This window comes from Streptomyces flaveolus (assembly GCF_000716535.1).
Lineage (GTDB): Bacteria > Actinomycetota > Actinomycetes > Streptomycetales > Streptomycetaceae > Streptomyces > Streptomyces flaveolus_A.
Genome location: NZ_JNWV01000002.1, coordinates 201,355 through 221,063, shown reverse-complemented (window position 1 = coordinate 221,063; position 19,709 = coordinate 201,355). Strand labels below are relative to the sequence as shown.

The following is a 19,709-nucleotide window of genomic DNA, read 5'->3' as shown; positions in this document are numbered from 1 at the left end:
CGGGTGACCGTCCGACCGCGCGACACGGCCGGAGGGTGCGCGGTTTGCGCGGCGCGGCGGCGGAGAATCGGACTCCGTGCCTACCACCGAGGACGCGCCGGGCGGCCGGCGGCGCATGCTGATCGTGAGCGCGAGCATGGGAGCCGGTCACGACACCGTGGCGGCCGAGCTGGCGCGGCGGGCCACCGCCCAGGGCCACGAGGCCCGGGTGGCCGACGTGCTGGCGCTGCTGCCGTACGGCCTGGGCACCGGGCTGCGCCGCGGCTACCAGGCGTCGGTACGGCACCTGCCCTGGCTGTACGGCGGCGTCTACGGCGCGTTCCTGCGCGGCGGGCCCGGCCGGCGGCCCAGCGGGGTCCCGCTGGCCCGGCTGGCCGGGGACCGGCTGACGGAACTCGTGGACCGGCTGGACGCCGACGTGGTGGTGTCCGTCTTCCACCTGGCCGCCCAGCTCACCGGGCATCTGCGGGAGCGGGGCGGGCTGCGGGTGCCGAGCGCCGTCTTCCTGCTCGACTTCGCCGTGCACCGGCAGTGGCTGCATCCGGGCAACGACCGGTACCTGTGCCTCACGGACGCGGCGGCGGCGGAGGTGCGCCGGTTCCTGACCGTGCCGGTGGTCACGACCGGCCCGGTGGTCGCGCCCGTCTTCCGCGCGCCCGCCCCCGGGGCGGCCCGCTGGCGTGAGCGGTTCGCGCGGCGGGCGCCCGGCCGGCCCCCGGTGCTGCTGTCCGCCGGTGCCTGGGGCGCGGCGTCCCGCCCGGCCGCCACCGCCCGGCTGCTGGCGGCGGCCGGCTATCTGCCGGTGGTGCTGTGCGGCCGCAACGAGCGGCTGCGCGCGGGCGTCTCCCGGGAGCCGGCGGCGCTGGCCCTGGGCTGGGTCGAGGACATGCCGGGTCTGCTGGCCGCCTGCTACGCCCTGGTGGACAACGCGGCCGGCCAGACCGCCGTCCAGGCCCTCGCCGCGGGCCTGCCCGTGATCGCCCACCGCCCGCTCCCCGGCCACGGCACGGACGGCGTGCGCCGCATGACCGAGCTGGGCCTGTCCGAACTGGCCCCGGACGCCCCCGCCCTGCTGGCGGCACTCGGACGCCTCGGGGAGAACACCCGGGAACGCACGGACCGGGTGGCCCGCGGGCGCACCTTGTTCCGGGGGGACGCCCTCGAGTTCGTGACGGATCTGCCGCCGGACCCGTGAGCGCGCCGGGGGGCCGGAAGCCATGGCCTGGGCAGGGCTGCGTGCGGCACCGAGCCGGGCGGCACGGAGATTGTGGCCGACAGCCGTACGGTCATCGGTCCGGGCCACACCCCACGGCCGATCGGCACCAGCCCCCGTCCTCCACGGCCCCAGGCGCCCTCCGCCCCGCGCCCCGCGCCCGGACAGCGGTCAGCCCGCGCGGCCCCGGGCACCACCCCTCACTCCCCCCACCACCCCGGCCGGCACCGGAGCCGGCCCGTGCTCGCGCAGGGGGCCCACCGTCAGCCCCGCTTCCCGGCACTCCCGGACCACCGTCGGCAGGGCGGCCAGGGTCGCGTGCCAGCAACCGGGGGCGGAGTGGCTGTCGGAGTCGTGGAGCAGGACGGTGCCGCCGCCGCGCAGGTCCGCGGCGACCCGGGCCCGTACGGACGCCGCCGTCGCGTCGGCGGTCCAGTCCCTGCCCCACGCCGACCACAGCACCGTCCGCAGTCCGGCCCGCCGGGCGGCCAGCCAGCGGCTCGTGGTGAGGATGCCGTACGGCGGTCGGTACCACCGGGGGCGGTGGCCGGTGAGGTCGTGCACCGCGCGGACGGTCCGGGCGACCTCCTCGGCGTCGCGGGCGAACGCCGGCCACCAGGGCCGGCCGTGGGTCCAGCCGTGCACCCCCAGCTCGTGCCCGCGCCGCACCGTCTCACCGACCAGTGCGGGATGGCGGACCGCCTGCTCGCCGAGGACGAAGAAGGTGGCCCGCACCCCGAGCTCGTCCAGCGCGTCGAGGAAGCGCGGGGTCGACACCGGGTCCGGTCCGTCGTCGAAGGTGAGCGCGATGTGCCGGCGGGGTCCGGTGCCGGCGAGCCCGGGGAAGAGGAGCAGCCGTACGCCCGGGAGCCAGGTGGCCGCCGGGCCGATGTGGGCCGCGGCGACTGCTGCGGGCAGCAGGACGGCGGCCGTCCGCGCGGCGCGGCCGGACACGAGGGACATCGGTGACCTACCTCCTAGGGGTGCGGGGAAGAGCGGCGGTGGAGCCGGGGGACTCCTCCGGGTCCGTGGCGTCCCACTCCCCGCCGACGGACGGCGAGTGGACCAGGCCGATGCTGCCCGCGCCGATCAGGGCGACGCCGATCGCCTCCGGCAGCAGGCTCAGGCCCACGTGGATCGATTCGCCGAACAGCAGCCAGCCGAGCACGACGCTGGTGAGGGCGTCGCCGAGGGTGAGGGCGGGCTGGGAGGCCGTCAGCGAGCCGGCCCCGAGGGCGCCCTGAAGCAGCAGGAACGCGACGAGTCCGGCGGCCCCGGTGGCGTACAGCGACCAGTGCCCGAACATCTCCGCGGGCCCCTGCCCGAGCCGTCCCACGGCCTCCTTCAGCAGCGCCGCGGTCGCGGCGAAGGACACGGCGGAGGCGAGTCCGAGCAGCGCGGCCCGGGAGGCGCCCCGGGTCGGGCGCGCGACCACCACGAGCAGGACCACGACACCGAGCGCCCCGCCGCCGCCCAGCAGCCAGTCCCCCGGCCGCGCGGTGGCCCGGCCCGGGGACGGCGCCGCCGCCAGCAGGAACAGGGCCAGCCCGCCGGCGAGGGCGACGAAGGCCAGCCAGGTGCGGGCCTCCGGGCGGCGCCGGAAGACGACACTGCCCACGGCCAGCGTGAACAGCAGCTCGGCGGCAAGCAGGGGCTGGACCAGGGACAGGCTGCCCACGGCCAGCGCCCCGGCCTGCAACAGGCTGGACAGCCCCAGCAGCCCGGCGCCCGCCAGCCAGTAGGGTCTGCGCAGCAGATGGGCGAACCGGCGCACGACGGAGCCCGCCCCGTCGCCCTGGTCCGGCTCCTGCACGGCGGCCCGGCGCTGGAGGACCGACGCGCCCGCGTTGGACAGGGCCGCGAGCAGGGCGAGCAGGACCGTCAGCGCGGTCATGGCCGCTCACCCGAAGCGGGCGGCGAGCCGCCGGTAGAGTCCGGGCGCGGCACCGCGCACCCGGGCGGGCAGACGCAGCCATCCGGGGACGTACACCTCGTCCCGGCCGTGCAGGACGGCGGCGCAGACCGCGTCGGCCACGCGGTCGGCGGACACGGGCCTCGGCCAGGCGCGGGTGTAAGGGGTGCCCCGCCGGTCGAAGAAGGGGGTGGCGACCACGCCGGGGATGACATGGCTGACGCCCACTCCGGTGCCGCGCAGCTCGTAGCGCAGGCAGTCGGCGAAGGTGGCCAGCGCGGCCTTCGCCGCGGAGTAGACGGCCTCCCCGCGCACGCCCACGCTGCCGGCGAGGGATCCGATGAGCACGACGCGCCCGGATCCGGCCGCGACCATGTGCGGCAGCACGGTCCGCACCAGGTGCACGGTGGCCAGCAGGTCGACCCCCACGATCTCGTCGATGCGCGCGGCCGGCATACCGGCGAAGTCCCCGGCCCAGCCGACGCCGGCGCCCGCGACGAGCAGGTCCAGCCGTCCGAGGTGGTCCAGGGCGAGGCCGGCGAGCCGGCGGTCGGCGCCGGGCCGGGTCAGGTCGCCGGGCAGGGCGACGGCACCGGCCTGTGCGGCCACCTGCTCCAGCCGGGTGACGTCGCGTCCGTTCAGGGCCAGTCGCCAGCCGCCCTCGGCGGCCAGCCGGCGGGCCACGGCCGCGCCGATGCCCGAGGATGCGCCCGTCACCAGGGCGGCACCGCCCCGGCCGGGGTGCGGGGCGGTGTCCGCCGTTCCGGCCGGGGCCGGGAGCGGCCGGGTGTCGTTCGACGGTCCTGCGGGGGACGGGGCATGGGACATGGTGACGACCTCACTGCGACGGCGTTGCACGGGCTACGCGAACTCCGGGGCCGAACCTTCGCGGTGTATCCAGGGCGCCACACACTGAAACACCGCGCACGGCGAAGTGGGCCGCCCTAAAGAAACGTTGCCGTTTCGTTCGGAGTGCTCTAGGGTCTAGCTGTACGAAACAGTTTCGTTTACGAGCTGTTCGCCTTGTCGTACCTCTCTGCCCTCTCGTACCCGAACGACTTCCCTGGAGTGGTTCCGCATGCCCCAGAAGACCCTGGCCGCAGGCTCCCGCGCGGGAGCCGCGGCGACAGAGCGCGGTGAGGCCTCACCCAAGCGGTGGTGGATCCTCGCGGTCATCGCGACAGCCCAGCTCATGGTGGTGCTCGACGCCACGATCGTGAACATCGCCCTGCCGTCCGCCCAGACCGACCTCGGCTTCTCCGACGGCAACCGGCAGTGGATCGTCACCGCCTACGCGCTGGCCTTCGCCTCCCTGCTGCTGCTCGGCGGCCGGATCGCGGACATGTTCGGCCGCAAGACCGCCTTCCTCGTCGGCGTCGTCGGCTTCGCCGCGGTCTCCGCGCTCGGCGGCGCGGCGAACGGATTCACCATGCTGGTCGTGGCCCGCGCCCTTCAGGGCGTCTTCGGCGCGCTGCTCGCGCCCGCCGCGCTGTCGCTGCTCAACACCACGTTCACCGACGCCCGGGAGCGGGCGCGCGCGTTCAGCGTGTACGGCGCGATCGCCGGCGCGGGCGGTGCCTTCGGCCTGCTGCTCGGCGGTGTGCTGACCGACGCGCTGGACTGGCGCTGGACGCTGTACGTGAACGTGGCCATCGCGGTCGTCGCCTTCGCCGGCGGCTGGATGCTGCTGAGCAACCACCGCGACGCGGCGAACGCGAGGCTCGACGTCCCGGGCACGGTCCTGGTCGCCGCCGGTCTGTTCTCCCTGGTCTACGGCTTCTCCAACGCCGAGACCCACGACTGGGGCTCGCCGCTGACCTGGGGCTTCCTGATCGCGGGCGGGGTGCTGCTGGCGGCCTTCGCCTGGTGGCAGACCCGGACCGCGCACCCGCTGCTGCCGCTGCGCATCCTGCTCGACCGCGACCGCGCGGCCTCCTTCCTCGCGGTGCTGATCGCGGCCGGCGGCATGTTCGGCGTGTTCCTCTTCCTGACCTACTACCTCCAGCTCAACCTCGGCTTCAGCCCCACGAAGACCGGTGTGGCGTTCCTGCCGATGGTCGGCGCGCTGATGGTGACCGCACAGGTGGGCACCACGCTCCTGCTGCCCCGGACCGGCCCCAAGGTGGTCATCCCGCTGGGCTTCGCGATCGCCACGGCCGGCATGGCCTGGCTGACCGGCATCGGCCTCGGTTCCCACTACCTCGGCGCGGTGCTCCCCCAGCTCATCGTGATCGGCGTGGGCCTCGGCCTCGTCATGCCGACGGCCATGCAGCTGGCCACCGGCGGGGTCGCGGCCGAGGACGCGGGCGTGGCTTCCGCGACCGTCAACGCCATGCAGCAGGTGGGCGGCTCGATCGGTACGGCCCTGCTGAACACCCTCGCGGCGAGCGCGGCCACCGACTACCTGGCCGGCCGGAACGCCACCAGCAAGCTGGTCCAGGCGCAGGCCACGATCGAGAGCTACACCACCGCCTTCTGGTGGTCGGCGCTCCTCTTCGGTGCCGGCACGGTCATCGCCTTCCTCGGCTACCGGCGCGGGGTGCCGCGGCAGGACGCGGGCGCCGCCCCCGTCGTCCACATGTGACACCCGGTGCGGTCAGGGCGAGGGGCCGCCGTCAGCAGGGAGACGGCGGCCCCTCGCCCTGTCCGGGGCACGCTTGGGACGCCGCCGTCGGGTAACTCGCAGAGGAGATCACCTGCCGACGGAAAGGAGAGGTCATGCCTGGCGGTAACGGCCACGACGACCACGAGGACCGGCCGGAGACGGCCCTGGACGAGGTGCTCCGGGAGGTCGAGGAGGCCGAGAAGCGCGACCAGGACAAGGCCGCCTCCGGCGAGGCCGGGGACGCCATCACCCCGAACACCGGGGCGCAGGAGCAGGCGAAGGGCGACTGAGGCCGGTCGGCGCGCCCCCGGGGCGCTCCGCAAAGTGGGCACGGGATCCGCCGATCACCTGGGGGCGCCGGCCCGACGGCCGGTTCGACGGCCCGCCCGCCCCGGTCCGGCGACCTCTTCAAGGGCGGCGGATCACTACTGCTTTCACGCCGGGCGGGTACTTGGGCCCCATGAACCACCATGCGCGAGGACCCCTGCTGCCCCCGCCCCGAGGCCCGCTCTCCGCCGCGGTCACCGCGTACCTGCGCGGCACGGGCCCGCTCCCGGACCCCGCGGACGCCGGGGCCGCCGACCCGTACGGCGACGATCTCCAGCTCGCCCTGTACCTCTGCTACGAGCTGCACTACCGCGGCTTCGCCGGTGTCCCGCCGGAGACCGAGTGGGACCCGGAGCTGCTGCGCGTCCGGGCCGCGCTGGAACGCCGCTTCGGCGCCGCGCTGCGCGCCGACACCCCGGTCCACGACAGCCTGGACGACGCGCTCGCCGCCCTCCTGGTGGAACCGGCCGAGGGCACGGGGGTCACCCACTTCCTGTGTGCCCAGGGCGAGCTGTGGCAGCTACGGGAGTACGCGGCCCTGCGTTCGCTGTACCACCTCAAGGAGGCCGACCCGCACGCCTGGGTGCTGCCGCGGCTGTGGGGCCGGGCGAAGGCGGCGATGGCCGCCGTGGAGTATGACGAGTTCGGCGGCGGCCGGGCCGAGCGGGTGCACGCACGCCTGTTCGCCGACCTGATGACGGACCTGGGCCTGGACACCGCGTACGGCCGCCACCTGGACGCGGCCCCGGCCGAGATGCTGGCCGTGGTCAACCTGATGTCCCTGTTCGGCCTGCACCGTGACCTGCGCGGCGCGCTGGTGGGCCACTTCGCCGAGGTGGAGATCACCTCCTCGCCCGGCTCCCGCCGGCTGGCCGAGGCGATGCGCCGCACCGGCGCCGGCCCGGCCGCGGAGTTCTTCTACGACGAGCACGTGGAGGCGGACGCGGTCCACGAGCAGGTCGTCCGGCACGAGGTGATCGGCGGACTGCTCGCCGAGGAACCTGAGCTGGCGCCGGACATCGCCTTCGGGATCGACGCGACCGAGTACCTGGAGGACCGGCTGGCCCGGCGGCTGCTCGCGGACTGGCGCGCGGGACGATCGTCCCTGCGGACACCTCTGGACTCTCCCGTGCGCACCGCCCCGCGGTCACCCCTGGGAACACCGCTGGAACAGGAGATTTCCCATACATCCTGATTCCCGGGGTACCCGCGCGATGTGATCGCTTTGGTACTTCCGGGTGTGTACGCCCCGCAGGACGACACGGAGCTGCTGGCCGAGGCCCTCCGCGAGGAAGCTCCGCCGCCCGGCGCCCGGGTACTGGACGTCGGCACCGGGAGCGGTGCGCTGGCCCTGGAGGCGGCCCGCCGGGGCGCCGCGGTGACCGCGGTGGACGTGTCCCGGCGGGCGGTGTGGACGGCCCGGCTGAACGCATGGCTGACGCGGCTGCCCGTGCGCATCCGGCGCGGCAACCTCTTCGCACCGGTGCGGGGCCGGACGTACGACCTCATCCTGGCGAACCCGCCCTACGTACCGGCCCCCGACGCCGGGCGAGGGCCGCAGGGCCGGGCCCGGGCCTGGGACGCGGGGCGCGACGGGCGGCTGCTGCTGGACCGGATCTGCCGGGACGCGCCCGCGCTGCTGCGCCCCGGAGGGGTCCTGCTGATCGTGCACTCGGCGCTGAGCGGCCCCGACCGCACCCTGGAGCTGCTGCGGGCGGCGGACCTGAAGGCCTCGGTGGTCCGGCGCCGCTGGATCGCCTTCGGCCCGGTGCTGCGCTCCCGTGAGGACTGGCTGCGCCGGAGCGGGCTGCTCGCGCCGGCCGAGGACAGGGAAGAGCTGGTGGTCATCCGTGCCGAACGACCCTGCTGACGCCAGGAGCCCTGCCGGCTCCCACGGCCCCGCTGACTCCAACGGCCCTGCCGGCCCGCCGGCCAAGGCTTCGGCCGACCGGGCCCGGCGGATCACCGTGCAGAAGCGCGGGCCCCTCCTCGTGGAAGGGCCCGTGGAGATCGAACTGGAAGACGGGACCACGGTCTCCTCGGACCGTTTCCGCGTTGCTCTGTGTACCTGCCGGCGCAGTCGCCGCTACCCCTGGTGCGACACGAGTCACCGGCGCAAGGCCTGAACACTGGTTGAAACAGATTGTTTTTCGCCGCTCCCCGGGCGGTCCCCCACGGACCGGCCCGGGGAGCGGCTGTGTGCCCGGGTCCGGCGGGCGGCCCCACTCCGCCCGCCGGTCCCGGCGCGAGATCGCAGGTTCCCCGCTCCAGGGGGCCGCACTCCCCAGTTGCGAACCTGATCCGGCGTCCACGGGGACCCGTGCGATCCCGGTCCTAGAAGGCGAACAGGCTGCCGCCGACGGCGTCCCTCATGCACGTGTTGCCGAAGGTGCGCTCGTAGGAGACGCGCTTGCCCTGCCAGACCCCCTGGACGGTGACGACGACGGGGTCGTAGACCTTGGTGCACATCACGTCGTCGGCCGGCTTCAGGGCCTCCAGTTCGCCACCGACACCGCGCAGTTCGGCGCAGGCCTGGGCGGCGGCCGGATGGGTGCCGGAGGCGGTGGGGGCGCAGGTGAGGGTGACGGCGCGCTCCGGAGTGGCCGTGGCCGCGTCGTTGCCGTGGCCGGTGGTGAGCACCAGCGCCGAGGGGGCGTAGAGCGACGACGGGGCGGCGCCCGGTGCAGCGACGGCGGCCCCGGTCAGGGGTCCGCAAACGGCGGCGGCCGTGAGGCCGAGGGCCGCTGCCCAGCGCGCGGTGTTCCGCATTGTGTGCATCCTTCCGCTCGAACAGTCGGGTTGCCGGCTCCGGTCCGGTCGGGTGCCGGAGCGGCGTGCGCCACTCTGCCGACTCCACCGGCGAAACTCACATCGAACCCATGGGTTTCAGTAACCTTTCGTGTTGAATCAGTGGCGTGAAGTCACGGAATTCGAACGCCGTGACCCCGGAACTGAGCGGATCCCCCCTCGCGGAAGCGGCCAGGTGGCCGAAAAACAGCGCTTCGTTAATCGTCCTGAAACATTCCGGCTCTGACCGCGTCGCGCCCCTTCATGACTCCTCGTGTTCACGAAGTGATCACCAGGCGCCGGTGCCCCGCCCGCCCGGTCCATGGGCGATTCATCCATCGGCGGCGCGAAAGTTGGATGAACCGTCCTCTGGATCACACGGTTCCGCCCGCCGTACCGTCGGCGCACCCCGCTGCCGTCCCCGCTGGAGCGCCCGTGTCCGCACAGCCCGAACCGCCCGCCGCGCCCGCCTCCTCGCCCGGACCCGCCCTCACCGAGGTCGAGGCCCACGGTGTGGAACGCATCCCCGACGCCGACCGCACCGCGACCCCGCTGGACCTGTTCCGGCTCGCCTTCGGCGGCGCGAACACCTTCTCCACCTGCGTCCTCGGCGCCTTCCCGATCCTGTTCGGGCTCTCCTTCTGGCAGGGCCTCGCGGCCACCGTGCTCGGTGTCCTCGCGGGCGCGCTGATCCTGTGCCCGATGGCGGTGTTCGGCCCGGTCAACGGCACCAACAACGCCGTGTCGTCCTCGGCGCACCTCGGCGTGCACGGCCGGGTGGTCGGTTCGTTCCTCTCCCTGCTGACGGCCGTCGCGTTCTTCTCGCTGTCGGTGTGGAGTTCGGGCGACGCCCTGGTCGGCGGCGCGCACCGGCTGTTCGGCCTGGAGCGGAACGACCTGTCGTACGTCGTCGCCTACGCGCTCTTCGCCGCTCTGGTGCTCGCGGTGTGCGTCTACGGCTTCCGCTTCATGCTGTTCGTCAACAAGATCGCGGTGACCTCGGCGAGCGTGCTGTTCCTGCTCGGCGCGGTCGCGTTCGCCGGCGACTTCGACCCGTCGTACGCCGGGGTGTTCACGGCCTCGGCGGACGCGGCGACGCGGTCGATGTTCTGGCCGTCCTTCATCGGCGCGGCGCTGATCGTGCTGTCCAACCCGGTGTCGTTCGGCGCGTTCCTCGGCGACTGGTCGCGCTACATCCCGGCTTCCACCCCGCGCCGCCGGGTGGTCGGGGCCGCGTTCCTGTCCCAGCTCGCGACGCTGCTGCCGTTCGTGTTCGGTCTGGCGACGGCCAGCATCGTGGCGACGAAGGCGCCGAAGTACGTGGACCCGGCCGCGCCGGACTTCGTGGGCGGGCTGCTGGCGATCTCGCCGAGCTGGTTCTTCCTGCCGGTGTGCCTGCTGGCGCTGATCGGCGGCATGTCGACCGGCACGACCTCCCTGTACGGCACCGGCCTGGACTTCTCCTCGGTGTTCCCGAGGCTGTCGCGGGTCCAGGCGACGCTGCTGGTCGGCGTGTTGTCGATCGCGTTCATCTTCGTGGGCCGGTTCGCCCTGGACCTGGTCCAGTCGATCTCCACCTTCGCCACGATGATCATCACCTGCACCACGCCCTGGATGGTCGTGATGATGCTGGGCTTCTGGACCCGCCGCGGCTGGTACGACCCGGACGCGCTCCAGGTCTTCAACCGCCGTCAGCGCGGCGGCCGCTACTGGTTCGCGCACGGCTGGAACTGGCGCGGCATGACCGCGTGGTGGGTGTCGGCGCTCATCGGCGTGCTGTTCACGAACATCCCGGGCCAGTTCGTGGGCCCGCTGGGCGATCTGGCGCACGGTGTCGACATCAGCCTGCCGCTCTCGCTGGCGGCGGCCGCGGTGCTCTTCCTGGCCCTGCTGTGGCTGTTCCCCGAACCCCGGGCCGCGTACGGCCCCGAGGGCGCCCGGCTGGTCCGTACGGTCGAGGTCCCGGTGCCGCCGGTCACCGGCCCGGGAGCCACCGCCGACGCCCCCGCCCCGGTGCCGGCGGGAGGGGCCGGGTGAGGTGATCCCGTGGCGCGCCGTCCCACGTACCGGTCGGTATCGTCGGGGGCGCACGCGGCCGACGACGCGCGGGAGTTGACGGATGACACGGCACTGGGCGGACTTCCAGTACGAGATCTACCTGAACGGGATGACCGGGGCCGTGCCCCGGCTCCCCACCGATCTGACCCGGCTGGAGGAACTGGCCGAACACCGGCTCGGCCCGGGCCCGGTGGGCTACGTGGCGGGCAGCGCGGGCGACGGCGGCACGGCACGCGCCAACCGGGCGGCCCTATCCCGGCACCGGATCGTGCCGCGCATGCTGCGGGACGTGCACGAGCGCGACCTCACCACCGAGGTGCTCGGGCGGACCCTGCCGGCACCCCTCGCCCTCGCCCCCGTCGGCGTGCTGTCGATCATGCACCCGGACGCCGAGACCGCCGCCGCCCGGGCCGCCGCCGCGCAGGGCGTGCCCTTCGTGCTGTCGTCGGCGTCGAGCACGCCGATGGAGCAGGTCGCGGAGGCGATGGGGGACGCCGAGCGGTGGTTCCAGCTCTACTGGGGCAAGGACCGCGAGGTGACGCGGAGTTTCCTCGCCCGGGCGCGGGCGGCCGGCTTCTCGGTGCTGGTCGTCACGCTGGACACCCCGCTGCTGGCGTGGCGGCCCCGCGATCTGGACCAGGCCTACCTGCCGTTCGTGCACGGCGTGGGCACCGCCAACTACTTCACCGACCCGGCGTTCCAGGCGGGCCTCGCCAAGCCGGTGCACGAGGACCCGAACGCGGCGGTGCTGCACTTCCTCGGCCTGTTCGGGGACGCGGGCCACACCTGGCCGGACCTGGCCTTCCTGCGCGAGCACTGGGACGGTCCGATCGTGCTCAAGGGCGTCCTGCACCCGGACGACGCCCGGCTCGCCGCGGACGCCGGGATGGACGGCGTGGTGGTCTCCAACCACGGCGGCCGGCAGGTGGCCGGTTCGGTCGCGGCGGCCGACGCGCTGCCCCGGGTCGCGGACGCGGTGGGCGACCGGCTGACGGTGCTGTTCGACAGCGGGGTGCGCACCGGCGACGACGTCTTCAAGGCCCTGGCCCTGGGCGCCCGGGCGGTCCTGCTCGGCCGCCCGTACGTCTACGGCCTGGGCCTGGACGGCCAGGCGGGCGTGGAGCACGTCATCCGCTGCCTCCTGGCGGAGTTCGACCTGACGCTCGCCCTGTCGGGTCACGCGCGTCCGGGCACGGTGACGCGGTCGGACCTGGAAGCCGGCGCAGGCGCGCCCTCCTGAGGGCCGCGGCCGGCGAGGCGACCTGTCGCATCCCTACGGCGAGACGCCGGAGGCCCACCGCTGGCCTGCGGACCCGTCCCGGACCTTGACGACGAGGTCGGCCCCCGCCTGGTCGCCGCCGGCGGCGAGCGCGAGGGTCCGGTCCCACCGCGGCAGCAACTCGCCCTCGGCGGAGAGGTCGTAGCGCACGTCGTCGCCGCGTTCCGATCCGGCGTCGGCGCAGCGGCCGAGGAGCACCACGCCGGCGTCGGCGTGCGAGTCCAGGCACAGACCGGTGTCGGCGGCACTGCGCAGCAGCCCGTCGGTCTCGTACGTCCACCGCTGCGTGGCCGAACCGGAGCACTCGGCGAGCACGGCACTCGCCCCGGCCTCCGCCGTGCCCTTGACGTCCAGGCACCGTCCGGCGGCGTTGCGCAGCGGACCCGGCCGGCCGGCGGCGGGCAGGCCCGCGGTGCCCGACGGAGCCGACGCGCCGGGGACCGCGCTGGTGGCGACGGGGGCGGTGCCGTCGTCGCCGTCCGGCCACACGCTGACCGCGAGGACGGTGGCGAGCAGCCCGGCCGAGGCCACTCCGACCCCGGTCAGCAGCGTCCGGGACGACCAGGCGGTGCCGGGCGCGCGGTGCGCGGACACCCCGGCGAGGAAGCGGGCCGGCAGCCCCCTTCCGCCCTCCTCGGCACCGCGACGACCGCCGCCGCGCCGGCGTCCGCCGGACCGCCGGGACCCGCCGCGGGCGGGACCGGGGCGGCGGCCGGGGCGCGAGTCGAGGTAGCGGCGGGCGCCCCAGCCGAGCACGGCCTCGGCGAGCAGCACGCCCAACGCCGCCTCGGCGTGGCCGAGTTGCTCGGCCGCGTGCCGGCAGTAGGCGCAGCCGGCCAGATGCTCCTGGACATCGGGCAGCAGGGCGCCGCCCCGGCGGATCGGGACGTCGAGCAGACGGTTGTAGTAACGGCACTCCTTGCCGGGCGCGAGCTCCCGGTGGGCGCGCACCAGGCCCTCGCGGAACTTCTCCCGGGCCTGTTCGAGCGCGGCGGACGCGTTCTGGATGTCCACGCCGAGCAGTCCGGCGGGGACGTACAGCGGTTCGGCCTCGACCTCGGCGTGCCACAACAGGGCCTGTTCCAGGCGGGAAAGGCCGTGGAAGGAGCGGTCGGACAGGGCGCGGTTCTCCGGTACGAGCGGTTGCGCGGCGCGCATCCCGCGGCCCCCGGCGGGTTTGCCGAGTCCCGGTAGTACGGCGGTGATCCCGTCGGTGCCGGACCAGTTCAAGACCGTGTCGCGGACGGCCACCAGCAGGCGGGGCCGCAGCGCGTCGGCGGGTTCGCCGAGCGCCAGCCGGCCGAGGACCTGGTGGAAGGCGGTGGCGGTGACCATGTGGGCGAGGGGTCCGGAGGCGGCCAGGCAGATGACCGCGTACTCCTGGGCCGGCTGCCAGTGCCGGGCCATCAGGAGGGCGGCCGACCGGGACGCCTCCGCGTCGGAGCCGGCCCGCAGCGGGCCGGCGAGGAACTCGTCGGATTCCCCGGGATCGGCGCCGGACGGCGGATACGGAGGACGAGGGGGGTGGGGGGTGAGCACGGAGCGGATTCCTTTTGGCGCGTGATGCGAGCGGGAAATTCACCGCGTTTGAACCCTTGCACACCTTCCACACGGGCAACAAGGCGCACGGAGGACATCGGCAGGTTTGAAGGAAAGTCAGAATCGGGGCCGCGGCCAGGGGTTGTCGCGAAAGCGGCCGGATTTCTCATGCGCCCCGTGTGAATCGTGTGCACGCGTCCACCGGACGCGCACGCTCCCGCAGCGGGCGGCCCGGTAGTGGACTGGGTACCGGTCCTCCTCGAAAAGGCCCGTCCCCGGCCGGCGGCTCCCGGCGGCTTCCCCCGCCGGCCGGGGACAGGGCGGGCCCGGCCGCGTCAGATCTGCCAGGAGCGGAGCCGGTCGGCGGCACCGTACACGTCGGTCTTGCCGGAGATGAGGTCGCGGGCCAGGTCGACGAGGGCGCCGTAGGGCGGGTCGATGCCGACACCGCTGACGAACATGTAGGCGACGGCGGTCGCGCAGGCGAAGCGGGCGTTGGCCGCGGGCAGCGGCTTGAGCACGGCGAGGGTGTGCAGCAGCGCGGCGGCGCGCCAGGCCGCGTCGGAGTCCACGCCGAGCCGGGGCGGGTCCACCCGGTGCCGGGCGACGGCGGCGACCAGCGCGGAGAAGTCGTCCACGGCGGGCTGTTCGGGCAGGACCTCCTCGTGCCGCTGGAGCAGCCACGGGACGTCGATATGGATGACGGAGGGCATCGCTCAGGCGGCCTCGCCCTTGGCGGGGCGCTCGTCGTCGGGGAAGGCAGCCGCGAACTCCTCGGCATGGCCGGCGAAGAAGCGACGGAACGCCTCGGCGCCCTCCTGAAGGGCCCGGTGCCGGGCGATGTCGGCGGCGGCGGCCTCGCGCACGAGGGCCTTCATCGACGTACCGCGCTCCTTGGCGATCTGCCGCAGGTCCTCTAGTTCCCGTTCGCTGAACTCCACGTTGAGAGCTGGCATGTCCCTCACGGTACCGCGCGGGTACTCACGCGTAAATATGCCCAGGTCAACAGCCGCATGGTGCGGTACCGGCCAGGTCCGAAGGCCATGTCCGATTCCCGCCGGTGACGCCGCGGGCGGGGCAGCAGACTCGACAGCGCGGAAGCAGCCGAAGAAGCACCGAGGAAACAGGTGGGAGCACCGATGAAGACGCACACCGTGCACACCGCGCACCCCAGCCCGCTGGGCGACCTGCTGCTGACCGGATCCGTGTCCCCGGCCGGCCGTCTCACGCTCGCCTCGCTCTCGCTGCCAGGGCAGCGCGGCGCGCCCGCGGTCCGGCCCGAGGACCGCGACGACCGGCCGTTCAGCGAGGTCCACCGGCAGCTGGAGGCGTACTTCGCGGGCCGCCGGACCCGCTTCGACCTGCCGCTCTCCCCCGCCGGCAGCCCGTTTGAGCGGGCCGTGTGGCAGGCGCTGGACGACATCCCGTACGGCACGACGACCACGTACGGCGAGCTGGCCGCCCGGGTCGGCGTGCCCCGGTCCGAACTGCGCGCGCTGGGCCGCGCCCTGGGCGCCAATCCCCACCTGCTGGTCCGCCCGTGTCACCGGGTGATCGGCGCGGACGGCTCGCTGCGCGGGTACGCGGGCGGGGTCGAGCACAAGCGGTGGCTGCTCACGCACGAGGGTGCGTTGCAGCCGACGTTGCTGTGACCGGAGGACCCATGACGTTCACCCGGGCCGAGGCCCGTCGCCGGGCCGCCCGCACCGACTGGACCGCGCTCGCCGCCGAGCTGGACGAGCACGGCAGCGCGCCCACCGGCCCGCTGCTGACGCCCGCCGAGTGCGCGGACCTGGCCGCGCTGTACGACGAGCCGGAGCTGTTCCGCACCACGGTCGACCTGGGCCGGCACCGGTTCGGCTCCGGCGAGTACCGCTACTTCACGCACGACCTGCCCGCCCCGGTCGCCGCGCTGCGGGCCGCGCTCTATCCCCGTCTGCTGCCGGTCGCCCGGGACTGGGCGGCCCGGCTGGACCGCCCGGCGCCCTGGCCCGACTCGCTCGACGCGTGGCTGGCGCGCTGCCACGCGGCCGGCCAGGACCGGTCGGCGCAGATCCTGCTCAGCTACGGGCCGGGCGACTGGAACGCGCTGCACCGGGACGTGTTCGGGGAGCTGGTCTTCCCGCTCCAGGTGGTGATCGCGCTGGACGCGTACGGCACCGACTACACCGGCGGCGAGTTCCTCATGGTCGAACAGCGCCCACGCGCCCAGTCCCGGGGTACGGCGAGCGTCCTGCGCCAGGGGCACGGACTGGTGTTCACCACCCGGGACCGCCCCGTGCGCACCCGGCGCGGCTGGTCGGCCGGTGCGATGCGGCACGGGGTGAGCACGGTGCGGTCGGGGCGGCGGCGGACCCTGGGCCTGGTCTTCCACGACGCGGCCTGACCCGGGCGGCACCGCGGCTCCTCCAGGGGCGCGGGGAACAGCGGCCGGCGGCCGGGCCGACGCCCGCTCCCCGGTGCCGTCCCCGAGCGCAGGGCGGGGTGGAGGAGTTCCTGGCGGCCGTCGGTGTCCCACTCGGCCGCGATCCGGCGGACGGCGACCAGGACATGGGGCCGCCACGCGGCGGTCGGGCCGGACTGCCGGAGGGACACGCCGAAGAGCCGGGTGAAGACCTGCGCGGCCGGCCGTCACGGGCCCCCGGCCGACCGCACGCCGGCAGCCGGAGGGCGCGGCCGCGGAGGCCCGAGTCAGACGTCCAGCCGGCTGATCCGCACCGCCCCCTTCGCCTGCCCCGGGTACGCGCTGGTGAGCGTCAGCCGCAGCCGGGAGCCGCGTACCGCGTCGAAGGTGATGACCGTCGGGCTGTCGGAGGCGGTGGCCCACTCCGTCTTCGCCCCGGTCACCGGGACCCAGGCGTGCCCGTCCCACACCGCCACCTCGGCCCGCGCGGGCAGGGTGTGGCCGGCGTCGACCGTGAAGGAGGCCGCCACCCGGTCGAGGGTCCGGGTGCGCCCGAAGTCGACGGACACCCAGTCCTTCGCCCGGGCCCCGCTGAACGCGGGCAGCAGCGCGGTGGCCGACTTGACGAAGGCGTTGGACCAGCCGGTGGCCGGGTCGCCGTCCAGCATCGCGGCGGGCAGGCTGTCCGGGCGGCCGGAGTAACTGGCGTCCGCGTACGGATGGCCGATGGGCGCCGGGTGGTCGGGCCGGAAGGCGGCGGGTTCGGTGGTCGCGGCCGAGCGGGCCGGGGTGGTGTGCAGGTGGGCCGTGCCCGTGCGCAGGCCGTCCACCCGGGCGGTGACCTTCAGGGCGCCGGGCCTGGTGCCGGAGCGGACGATGGCGAGGGCCTTGCCGTGGAAGGCGGTGCGGGTGCTCGCCTGGTAGCGCTCGGCGCTCTCCTGGCGGCCGTTGTCGACGCCGGCCAGGGAGCCGCCGGTGACGTCGAAGGCGATGAGGTGGTCCGCGTCGGGCACGACCACGCCGTGCGCGTCGACGATCTCGACGGTGACGAAGGCGAGCGAACGGCCGTCGGCGGCGAGGGACGTGCGGTCGGCGGTGAGCCGTACGGCGTGCGGGGCGCCGGCCGTGCGCAGCACGTCGGTGGCGACGACCTTGCCGTCCCGCCGGGCCACCGCCTTCAGCTCGCCCGGCCGGTACGGCACCTTCCAGGTCAGGTGCAGTTTGCCCGCGCTGCCGTTGGGGCTGGTGTAACTGCCCGGGTAGGGGCCGTCGGTGAAGGTCTTGTCGTCGCCGGTGGGTTCGGTGGTCTCCAGGTAGCCGCGGCCGTCGGTGGTCCGCTTGACGTCGAACTCCCTCACTCCCAGGGACTCTCCGTCGAGGAACAGCTCGACGCTGGGCACGTTGGCGTAGGCCCACACCTCGACGGTGTCGCCCTCCTCGTGGTTCCAGGTCATCGGCAGCAGATGGACCATCGGCTCGGTCGTCCACTGGCTCCGGAAGAGGTGGTACATGTCCTTGGGGAAGCCGGCGGTGTCGACGGCGCCGAAGAAGGACGCCTTGACCGGGAAGACGTCGTACGGCGTCGGTTCGCCGATGTAGTCGATGCCGGACCACAGGAACTGGCCAGCGAACCACTTCCGGTCCCGGTCCTTCTTGTGCCCGTACTCGCCGCTCATCGTCCACGAGGCGAGGTTGTTGTCGTAGGAGGAGACCTCGCGTCTGCCGGGCGTGTGGTTCTCGCCCGTGTTGAGGTGTTCCGGTTCCTGGTAGGTGCCGCGGGTCGAGGTCTCCGAGGAGGACTCGGACTCGAAGAGGAACAGGTGGGGGTAGGCCGCGTGCAGGGCGTCCACCGACTTGGCCGTGTTGTAGTTGAGGCCGAGGCCGTCCAGTTTGGCGAGCATCAGGTCGGCCGCCGAGCCCTTGGCGGGTACGCGCCGGTACTTGTCGGAGCCGATGACGAGCGGCCGGGTGTCGTCGGCGGCCTTGACGGCGGCGATGATCCGGTCCGCCATGGCGAGCCCGGCGGTGGAGGTGGAGTCGGGGATCTCGTTGCCGATGGACCACAGCACCACGGCGGGCGAGTTGCGGGCGGCCAGGACCATCTCGGTGGCGTCCCGTTCGCACCACTCGTCGAAGAACCGGCCGTAGTCGTACTTCGTCTTGCCGGTGCGCCAGCAGTCGAAGGCCTCCACCATCATCACGATGCCCAGCTCCTCGCAGACCTGGATCATCTGCGGCGAGGGCGGGTTGTGGGAGGTGCGGAAGGCGTTGACGCCCATCGACTTCATGATGCGCATCTGCCGGCGCACGGCGTCGACGCTGATCGCCGCGCCGAGCGCGCCCTGGTCGTGGTGGAGGTCGACCCCCTTGATCTTGGTGTACGCGCCGTTGAGGGAGAAGCCCTCGTCGGGGTCGAAGCGGAAGGTGCGGATACCGAAGGGCGTGCGGTAGGTGTCGGTGGTGCGGCCCCCGACGCGCAGTTCGGTGTGCAGGGTGTAGCGGTGCTCCGGGGTCGCGAAGTCCCACAGGAGGGGCTCGGGGACGGTCAGTTCGTGGGTCTCGGTGGCCTCGTCCGCGACGGCGGCCGTGGTGGCCGTACGGGCGACGGTCCGGCCGTCCGGAGCGACGATTCGGGAGCGGATCTCCACGTCCGCGCCGGTGCCGGACGCGTTCCGCACGGTGGTCCGCACCCGGACCAGCGCCCGGTCGGCGGAGACCTCCGGCGTGGTGACGCAGGTGCCCCAGCGGGCCACGTGCACCGGCTCGGTGATCACCAGGCGGGCCTCGCGGTAGATGCCGCTGCCGGAGTACCAGCGGCTGCTGGGCAGCCGGTTCTGGACCTTGACCGCGAGCACGTCGGGGGTGGTGCCGTCGGTGTGGACGAGGTCGGTGAGGTCGAAGGCGAAGCCGGTGTAGCCGTAGGGGTGGCGGCCCACCTCGGTGCCGTTGCAGTACACGTGGGCGTCCATGTAGACGCCGTCGAACTCGACCGAGATCCGCTTGCCGGCGCAGTCGCGCGGGATGGTGAAGGCGAGCCGGTACCAGCCGAGGCCGCCCGGGAAGAAGCCGGTGCCGCTGGTGGTGCCGTGGTCGGTCGTGGGGGTCTGCTCGATGCTCCAGTCGTGGGGTACGGGGACCTCCCGCCAGGCCGAGTCGTCGTAGCCCGGGTCGGCGGCCCGTGCGTAGGCGCCTGTGGGGTCGGTGACGTCGGCCGGGTCGGCCAGGGCGAAGCGCCAGCCGTCCCGCAGCGGCACGGTGTGGCGCCGCCCGGCGGCGGGCGCGTCGGCGGCGAGGGCGGCCGGAGCCGCGGAAACGTTCAGGAGCGTCCCGGCCGCGGGCGCTGCCGTGGCTGCGACCAGAACCGATCTACGCGTGACCGACATGGGCGGCTCTCCCTCATCAGGGCCCAGAAGTACTCACAACTGATCGTGAACAAACAGATTCTGACGTCCTGCCACACATGACCGTCAAGGGTCCGGAACCTTGCGAGTACCGTCGGCAGCACATCGGCCGGATTTCCCCCTTGACCGTGCCCCCGGCGTGTTCGACGGGTCGGTCGGACGGTCCCGGATCGGCGCTCACGGG

18 protein-coding genes are annotated in these 19,709 nt (G+C 74.1%); 10 read left to right on the top strand and 8 right to left on the bottom strand.

Annotation, left to right across the window (positions count from 1 at the left end; all coding sequences use genetic code 11):
• Nucleotides 1-76 precede the first annotated feature (76 nt).
• A complete protein-coding gene (locus OO52_RS02385; RefSeq protein WP_030639500.1) occupies nucleotides 77-1,195 on the top strand; it encodes an MGDG synthase family glycosyltransferase in 1,119 nt (372 codons plus the stop codon).
• A 189-nt stretch (nucleotides 1,196-1,384) separates the two neighbouring features.
• On the opposite strand, the gene OO52_RS02380 is transcribed toward OO52_RS02385, so the two are convergent.
• From OO52_RS02380 to OO52_RS02370, 3 genes are read right to left on the bottom strand one after another with little or no spacing between them, the layout of a single operon-like run.
• Complete coding sequence (locus tag OO52_RS02380; protein WP_030639502.1) at nucleotides 1,385-2,176, bottom strand: polysaccharide deacetylase family protein; 792 nt, start codon at nucleotides 2,174-2,176, stop codon at nucleotides 1,385-1,387.
• Between the two features lie 7 nt (nucleotides 2,177-2,183).
• Nucleotides 2,184-3,107, bottom strand: a complete 924-nt coding sequence (locus tag OO52_RS02375) for a DMT family transporter (RefSeq protein ID WP_030639504.1) — start codon at nucleotides 3,105-3,107, stop codon at nucleotides 2,184-2,186.
• 6 nt (nucleotides 3,108-3,113) lie between these two features.
• The gene (locus tag OO52_RS02370; protein WP_030639506.1) at nucleotides 3,114-3,953 is read right to left on the bottom strand and encodes an SDR family NAD(P)-dependent oxidoreductase; all 840 of its coding nucleotides are present in this window, start codon (nucleotides 3,951-3,953) and stop codon (nucleotides 3,114-3,116) included.
• Nucleotides 3,954-4,203: 250 nt separating this feature from the next.
• Between OO52_RS02370 and OO52_RS02365 the strand changes: the two genes are divergently transcribed.
• The 5 genes from OO52_RS02365 to OO52_RS49380 all read left to right on the top strand — a co-directional run bounded on the left by OO52_RS02365 (nucleotide 4,204) and on the right by OO52_RS49380 (nucleotide 8,183).
• Complete coding sequence (locus OO52_RS02365; protein WP_030639508.1) at nucleotides 4,204-5,709, top strand: MFS transporter; 1,506 nt, start codon at nucleotides 4,204-4,206, stop codon at nucleotides 5,707-5,709.
• A 134-nt stretch (nucleotides 5,710-5,843) separates the two neighbouring features.
• Nucleotides 5,844-6,020 carry a hypothetical protein gene (locus OO52_RS51345; RefSeq protein WP_167347894.1) on the top strand — a complete coding sequence of 59 codons (177 nt, stop codon included), beginning with the start codon at nucleotides 5,844-5,846 and terminating at the stop codon, nucleotides 6,018-6,020.
• Between the two features lie 170 nt (nucleotides 6,021-6,190).
• Entirely contained in the window at nucleotides 6,191-7,252 is a 1,062-nt protein-coding gene (locus OO52_RS02360) for an iron-containing redox enzyme family protein (protein ID WP_030639511.1), read from the top strand.
• 45 nt (nucleotides 7,253-7,297) lie between these two features.
• Nucleotides 7,298-7,927: a HemK2/MTQ2 family protein methyltransferase gene (locus OO52_RS02355; protein WP_030938363.1), complete on the top strand. Its 630-nt coding sequence runs from the start codon at nucleotides 7,298-7,300 to the stop codon at nucleotides 7,925-7,927.
• A 91-nt stretch (nucleotides 7,928-8,018) separates the two neighbouring features.
• On the top strand, nucleotides 8,019-8,183 hold the full coding sequence (locus OO52_RS49380) for a CDGSH iron-sulfur domain-containing protein (protein ID WP_106971928.1): 165 nt from the start codon (nucleotides 8,019-8,021) through the stop codon (nucleotides 8,181-8,183).
• 208 nt (nucleotides 8,184-8,391) lie between these two features.
• On the opposite strand, the gene OO52_RS02350 is transcribed toward OO52_RS49380, so the two are convergent.
• Complete coding sequence (locus OO52_RS02350; protein WP_030639515.1) at nucleotides 8,392-8,826, bottom strand: protease inhibitor; 435 nt, start codon at nucleotides 8,824-8,826, stop codon at nucleotides 8,392-8,394.
• A gap of 453 nt (nucleotides 8,827-9,279) precedes the next feature.
• Between OO52_RS02350 and OO52_RS02345 the strand changes: the two genes are divergently transcribed.
• The gene (locus tag OO52_RS02345) at nucleotides 9,280-10,881 is read left to right on the top strand and encodes a purine-cytosine permease family protein (RefSeq protein WP_030639517.1); all 1,602 of its coding nucleotides are present in this window, start codon (nucleotides 9,280-9,282) and stop codon (nucleotides 10,879-10,881) included.
• 82 nt (nucleotides 10,882-10,963) lie between these two features.
• Nucleotides 10,964-12,142 carry a lactate 2-monooxygenase gene (locus OO52_RS02340; protein WP_030639519.1) on the top strand — a complete coding sequence of 393 codons (1,179 nt, stop codon included), beginning with the start codon at nucleotides 10,964-10,966 and terminating at the stop codon, nucleotides 12,140-12,142.
• A 33-nt stretch (nucleotides 12,143-12,175) separates the two neighbouring features.
• Here OO52_RS02340 and OO52_RS02335 read toward each other — a convergent pair whose 3' ends face one another.
• From OO52_RS02335 to OO52_RS02325, 3 genes are all read right to left on the bottom strand, one after another.
• A complete protein-coding gene (locus tag OO52_RS02335; protein WP_030639521.1) occupies nucleotides 12,176-13,720 on the bottom strand; it encodes an RICIN domain-containing protein in 1,545 nt (514 codons plus the stop codon).
• Nucleotides 13,721-14,055: 335 nt separating this feature from the next.
• Nucleotides 14,056-14,433 carry a hypothetical protein gene (locus tag OO52_RS02330; protein ID WP_030639523.1) on the bottom strand — a complete coding sequence of 126 codons (378 nt, stop codon included), beginning with the start codon at nucleotides 14,431-14,433 and terminating at the stop codon, nucleotides 14,056-14,058.
• Between the two features lie 3 nt (nucleotides 14,434-14,436).
• A complete protein-coding gene (locus tag OO52_RS02325; RefSeq protein WP_030344647.1) occupies nucleotides 14,437-14,676 on the bottom strand; it encodes a hypothetical protein in 240 nt (79 codons plus the stop codon).
• Nucleotides 14,677-14,859: 183 nt separating this feature from the next.
• Between OO52_RS02325 and OO52_RS02320 the strand changes: the two genes are divergently transcribed.
• Nucleotides 14,860-15,372: a methylated-DNA--[protein]-cysteine S-methyltransferase gene (locus tag OO52_RS02320; protein ID WP_030639526.1), complete on the top strand. Its 513-nt coding sequence runs from the start codon at nucleotides 14,860-14,862 to the stop codon at nucleotides 15,370-15,372.
• Between the two features lie 11 nt (nucleotides 15,373-15,383).
• Entirely contained in the window at nucleotides 15,384-16,106 is a 723-nt protein-coding gene (locus OO52_RS02315; protein ID WP_030639528.1) for a 2OG-Fe(II) oxygenase, read from the top strand.
• Nucleotides 16,107-16,411: 305 nt separating this feature from the next.
• Here the strand turns inward: OO52_RS02315 and OO52_RS02310 are convergent, their stop codons facing one another.
• On the bottom strand, nucleotides 16,412-19,507 hold the full coding sequence (locus tag OO52_RS02310) for a glycoside hydrolase family 2 TIM barrel-domain containing protein (RefSeq protein ID WP_030639530.1): 3,096 nt from the start codon (nucleotides 19,505-19,507) through the stop codon (nucleotides 16,412-16,414).
• Between the last annotated feature and the right edge of the window lie 202 nt (nucleotides 19,508-19,709).

Excerpts from the sequence above, each read along its gene's own strand:
- OO52_RS02380 (WP_030639502.1), bottom strand. The coding sequence starts at position 2,176 with ATGTCCCTCGTGTCCGGCCGCGCCGCGCGGACGGCCGCCGTCCTGCTG.
- OO52_RS02375 (WP_030639504.1), bottom strand. The coding sequence starts at position 3,107 with ATGACCGCGCTGACGGTCCTGCTCGCCCTGCTCGCGGCCCTGTCCAAC.
- OO52_RS02370 (WP_030639506.1), bottom strand. The coding sequence starts at position 3,953 with ATGTCCCATGCCCCGTCCCCCGCAGGACCGTCGAACGACACCCGGCCG.
- OO52_RS02365 (WP_030639508.1), top strand. The coding sequence starts at position 4,204 with ATGCCCCAGAAGACCCTGGCCGCAGGCTCCCGCGCGGGAGCCGCGGCG.
- OO52_RS51345 (WP_167347894.1), top strand. The coding sequence starts at position 5,844 with ATGCCTGGCGGTAACGGCCACGACGACCACGAGGACCGGCCGGAGACG.
- OO52_RS02360 (WP_030639511.1), top strand. The coding sequence starts at position 6,191 with ATGAACCACCATGCGCGAGGACCCCTGCTGCCCCCGCCCCGAGGCCCG.
- OO52_RS02350 (WP_030639515.1), bottom strand. The coding sequence starts at position 8,826 with ATGCGGAACACCGCGCGCTGGGCAGCGGCCCTCGGCCTCACGGCCGCC.
- OO52_RS02340 (WP_030639519.1), top strand. The coding sequence starts at position 10,964 with ATGACACGGCACTGGGCGGACTTCCAGTACGAGATCTACCTGAACGGG.
- OO52_RS02330 (WP_030639523.1), bottom strand. The coding sequence starts at position 14,433 with ATGCCCTCCGTCATCCATATCGACGTCCCGTGGCTGCTCCAGCGGCAC.
- OO52_RS02325 (WP_030344647.1), bottom strand. The coding sequence starts at position 14,676 with ATGCCAGCTCTCAACGTGGAGTTCAGCGAACGGGAACTAGAGGACCTG.
- OO52_RS02320 (WP_030639526.1), top strand. The coding sequence starts at position 14,860 with ATGAAGACGCACACCGTGCACACCGCGCACCCCAGCCCGCTGGGCGAC.
- OO52_RS02315 (WP_030639528.1), top strand. The coding sequence starts at position 15,384 with ATGACGTTCACCCGGGCCGAGGCCCGTCGCCGGGCCGCCCGCACCGAC.
- OO52_RS02310 (WP_030639530.1), bottom strand. The coding sequence starts at position 19,507 with ATGTCGGTCACGCGTAGATCGGTTCTGGTCGCAGCCACGGCAGCGCCC.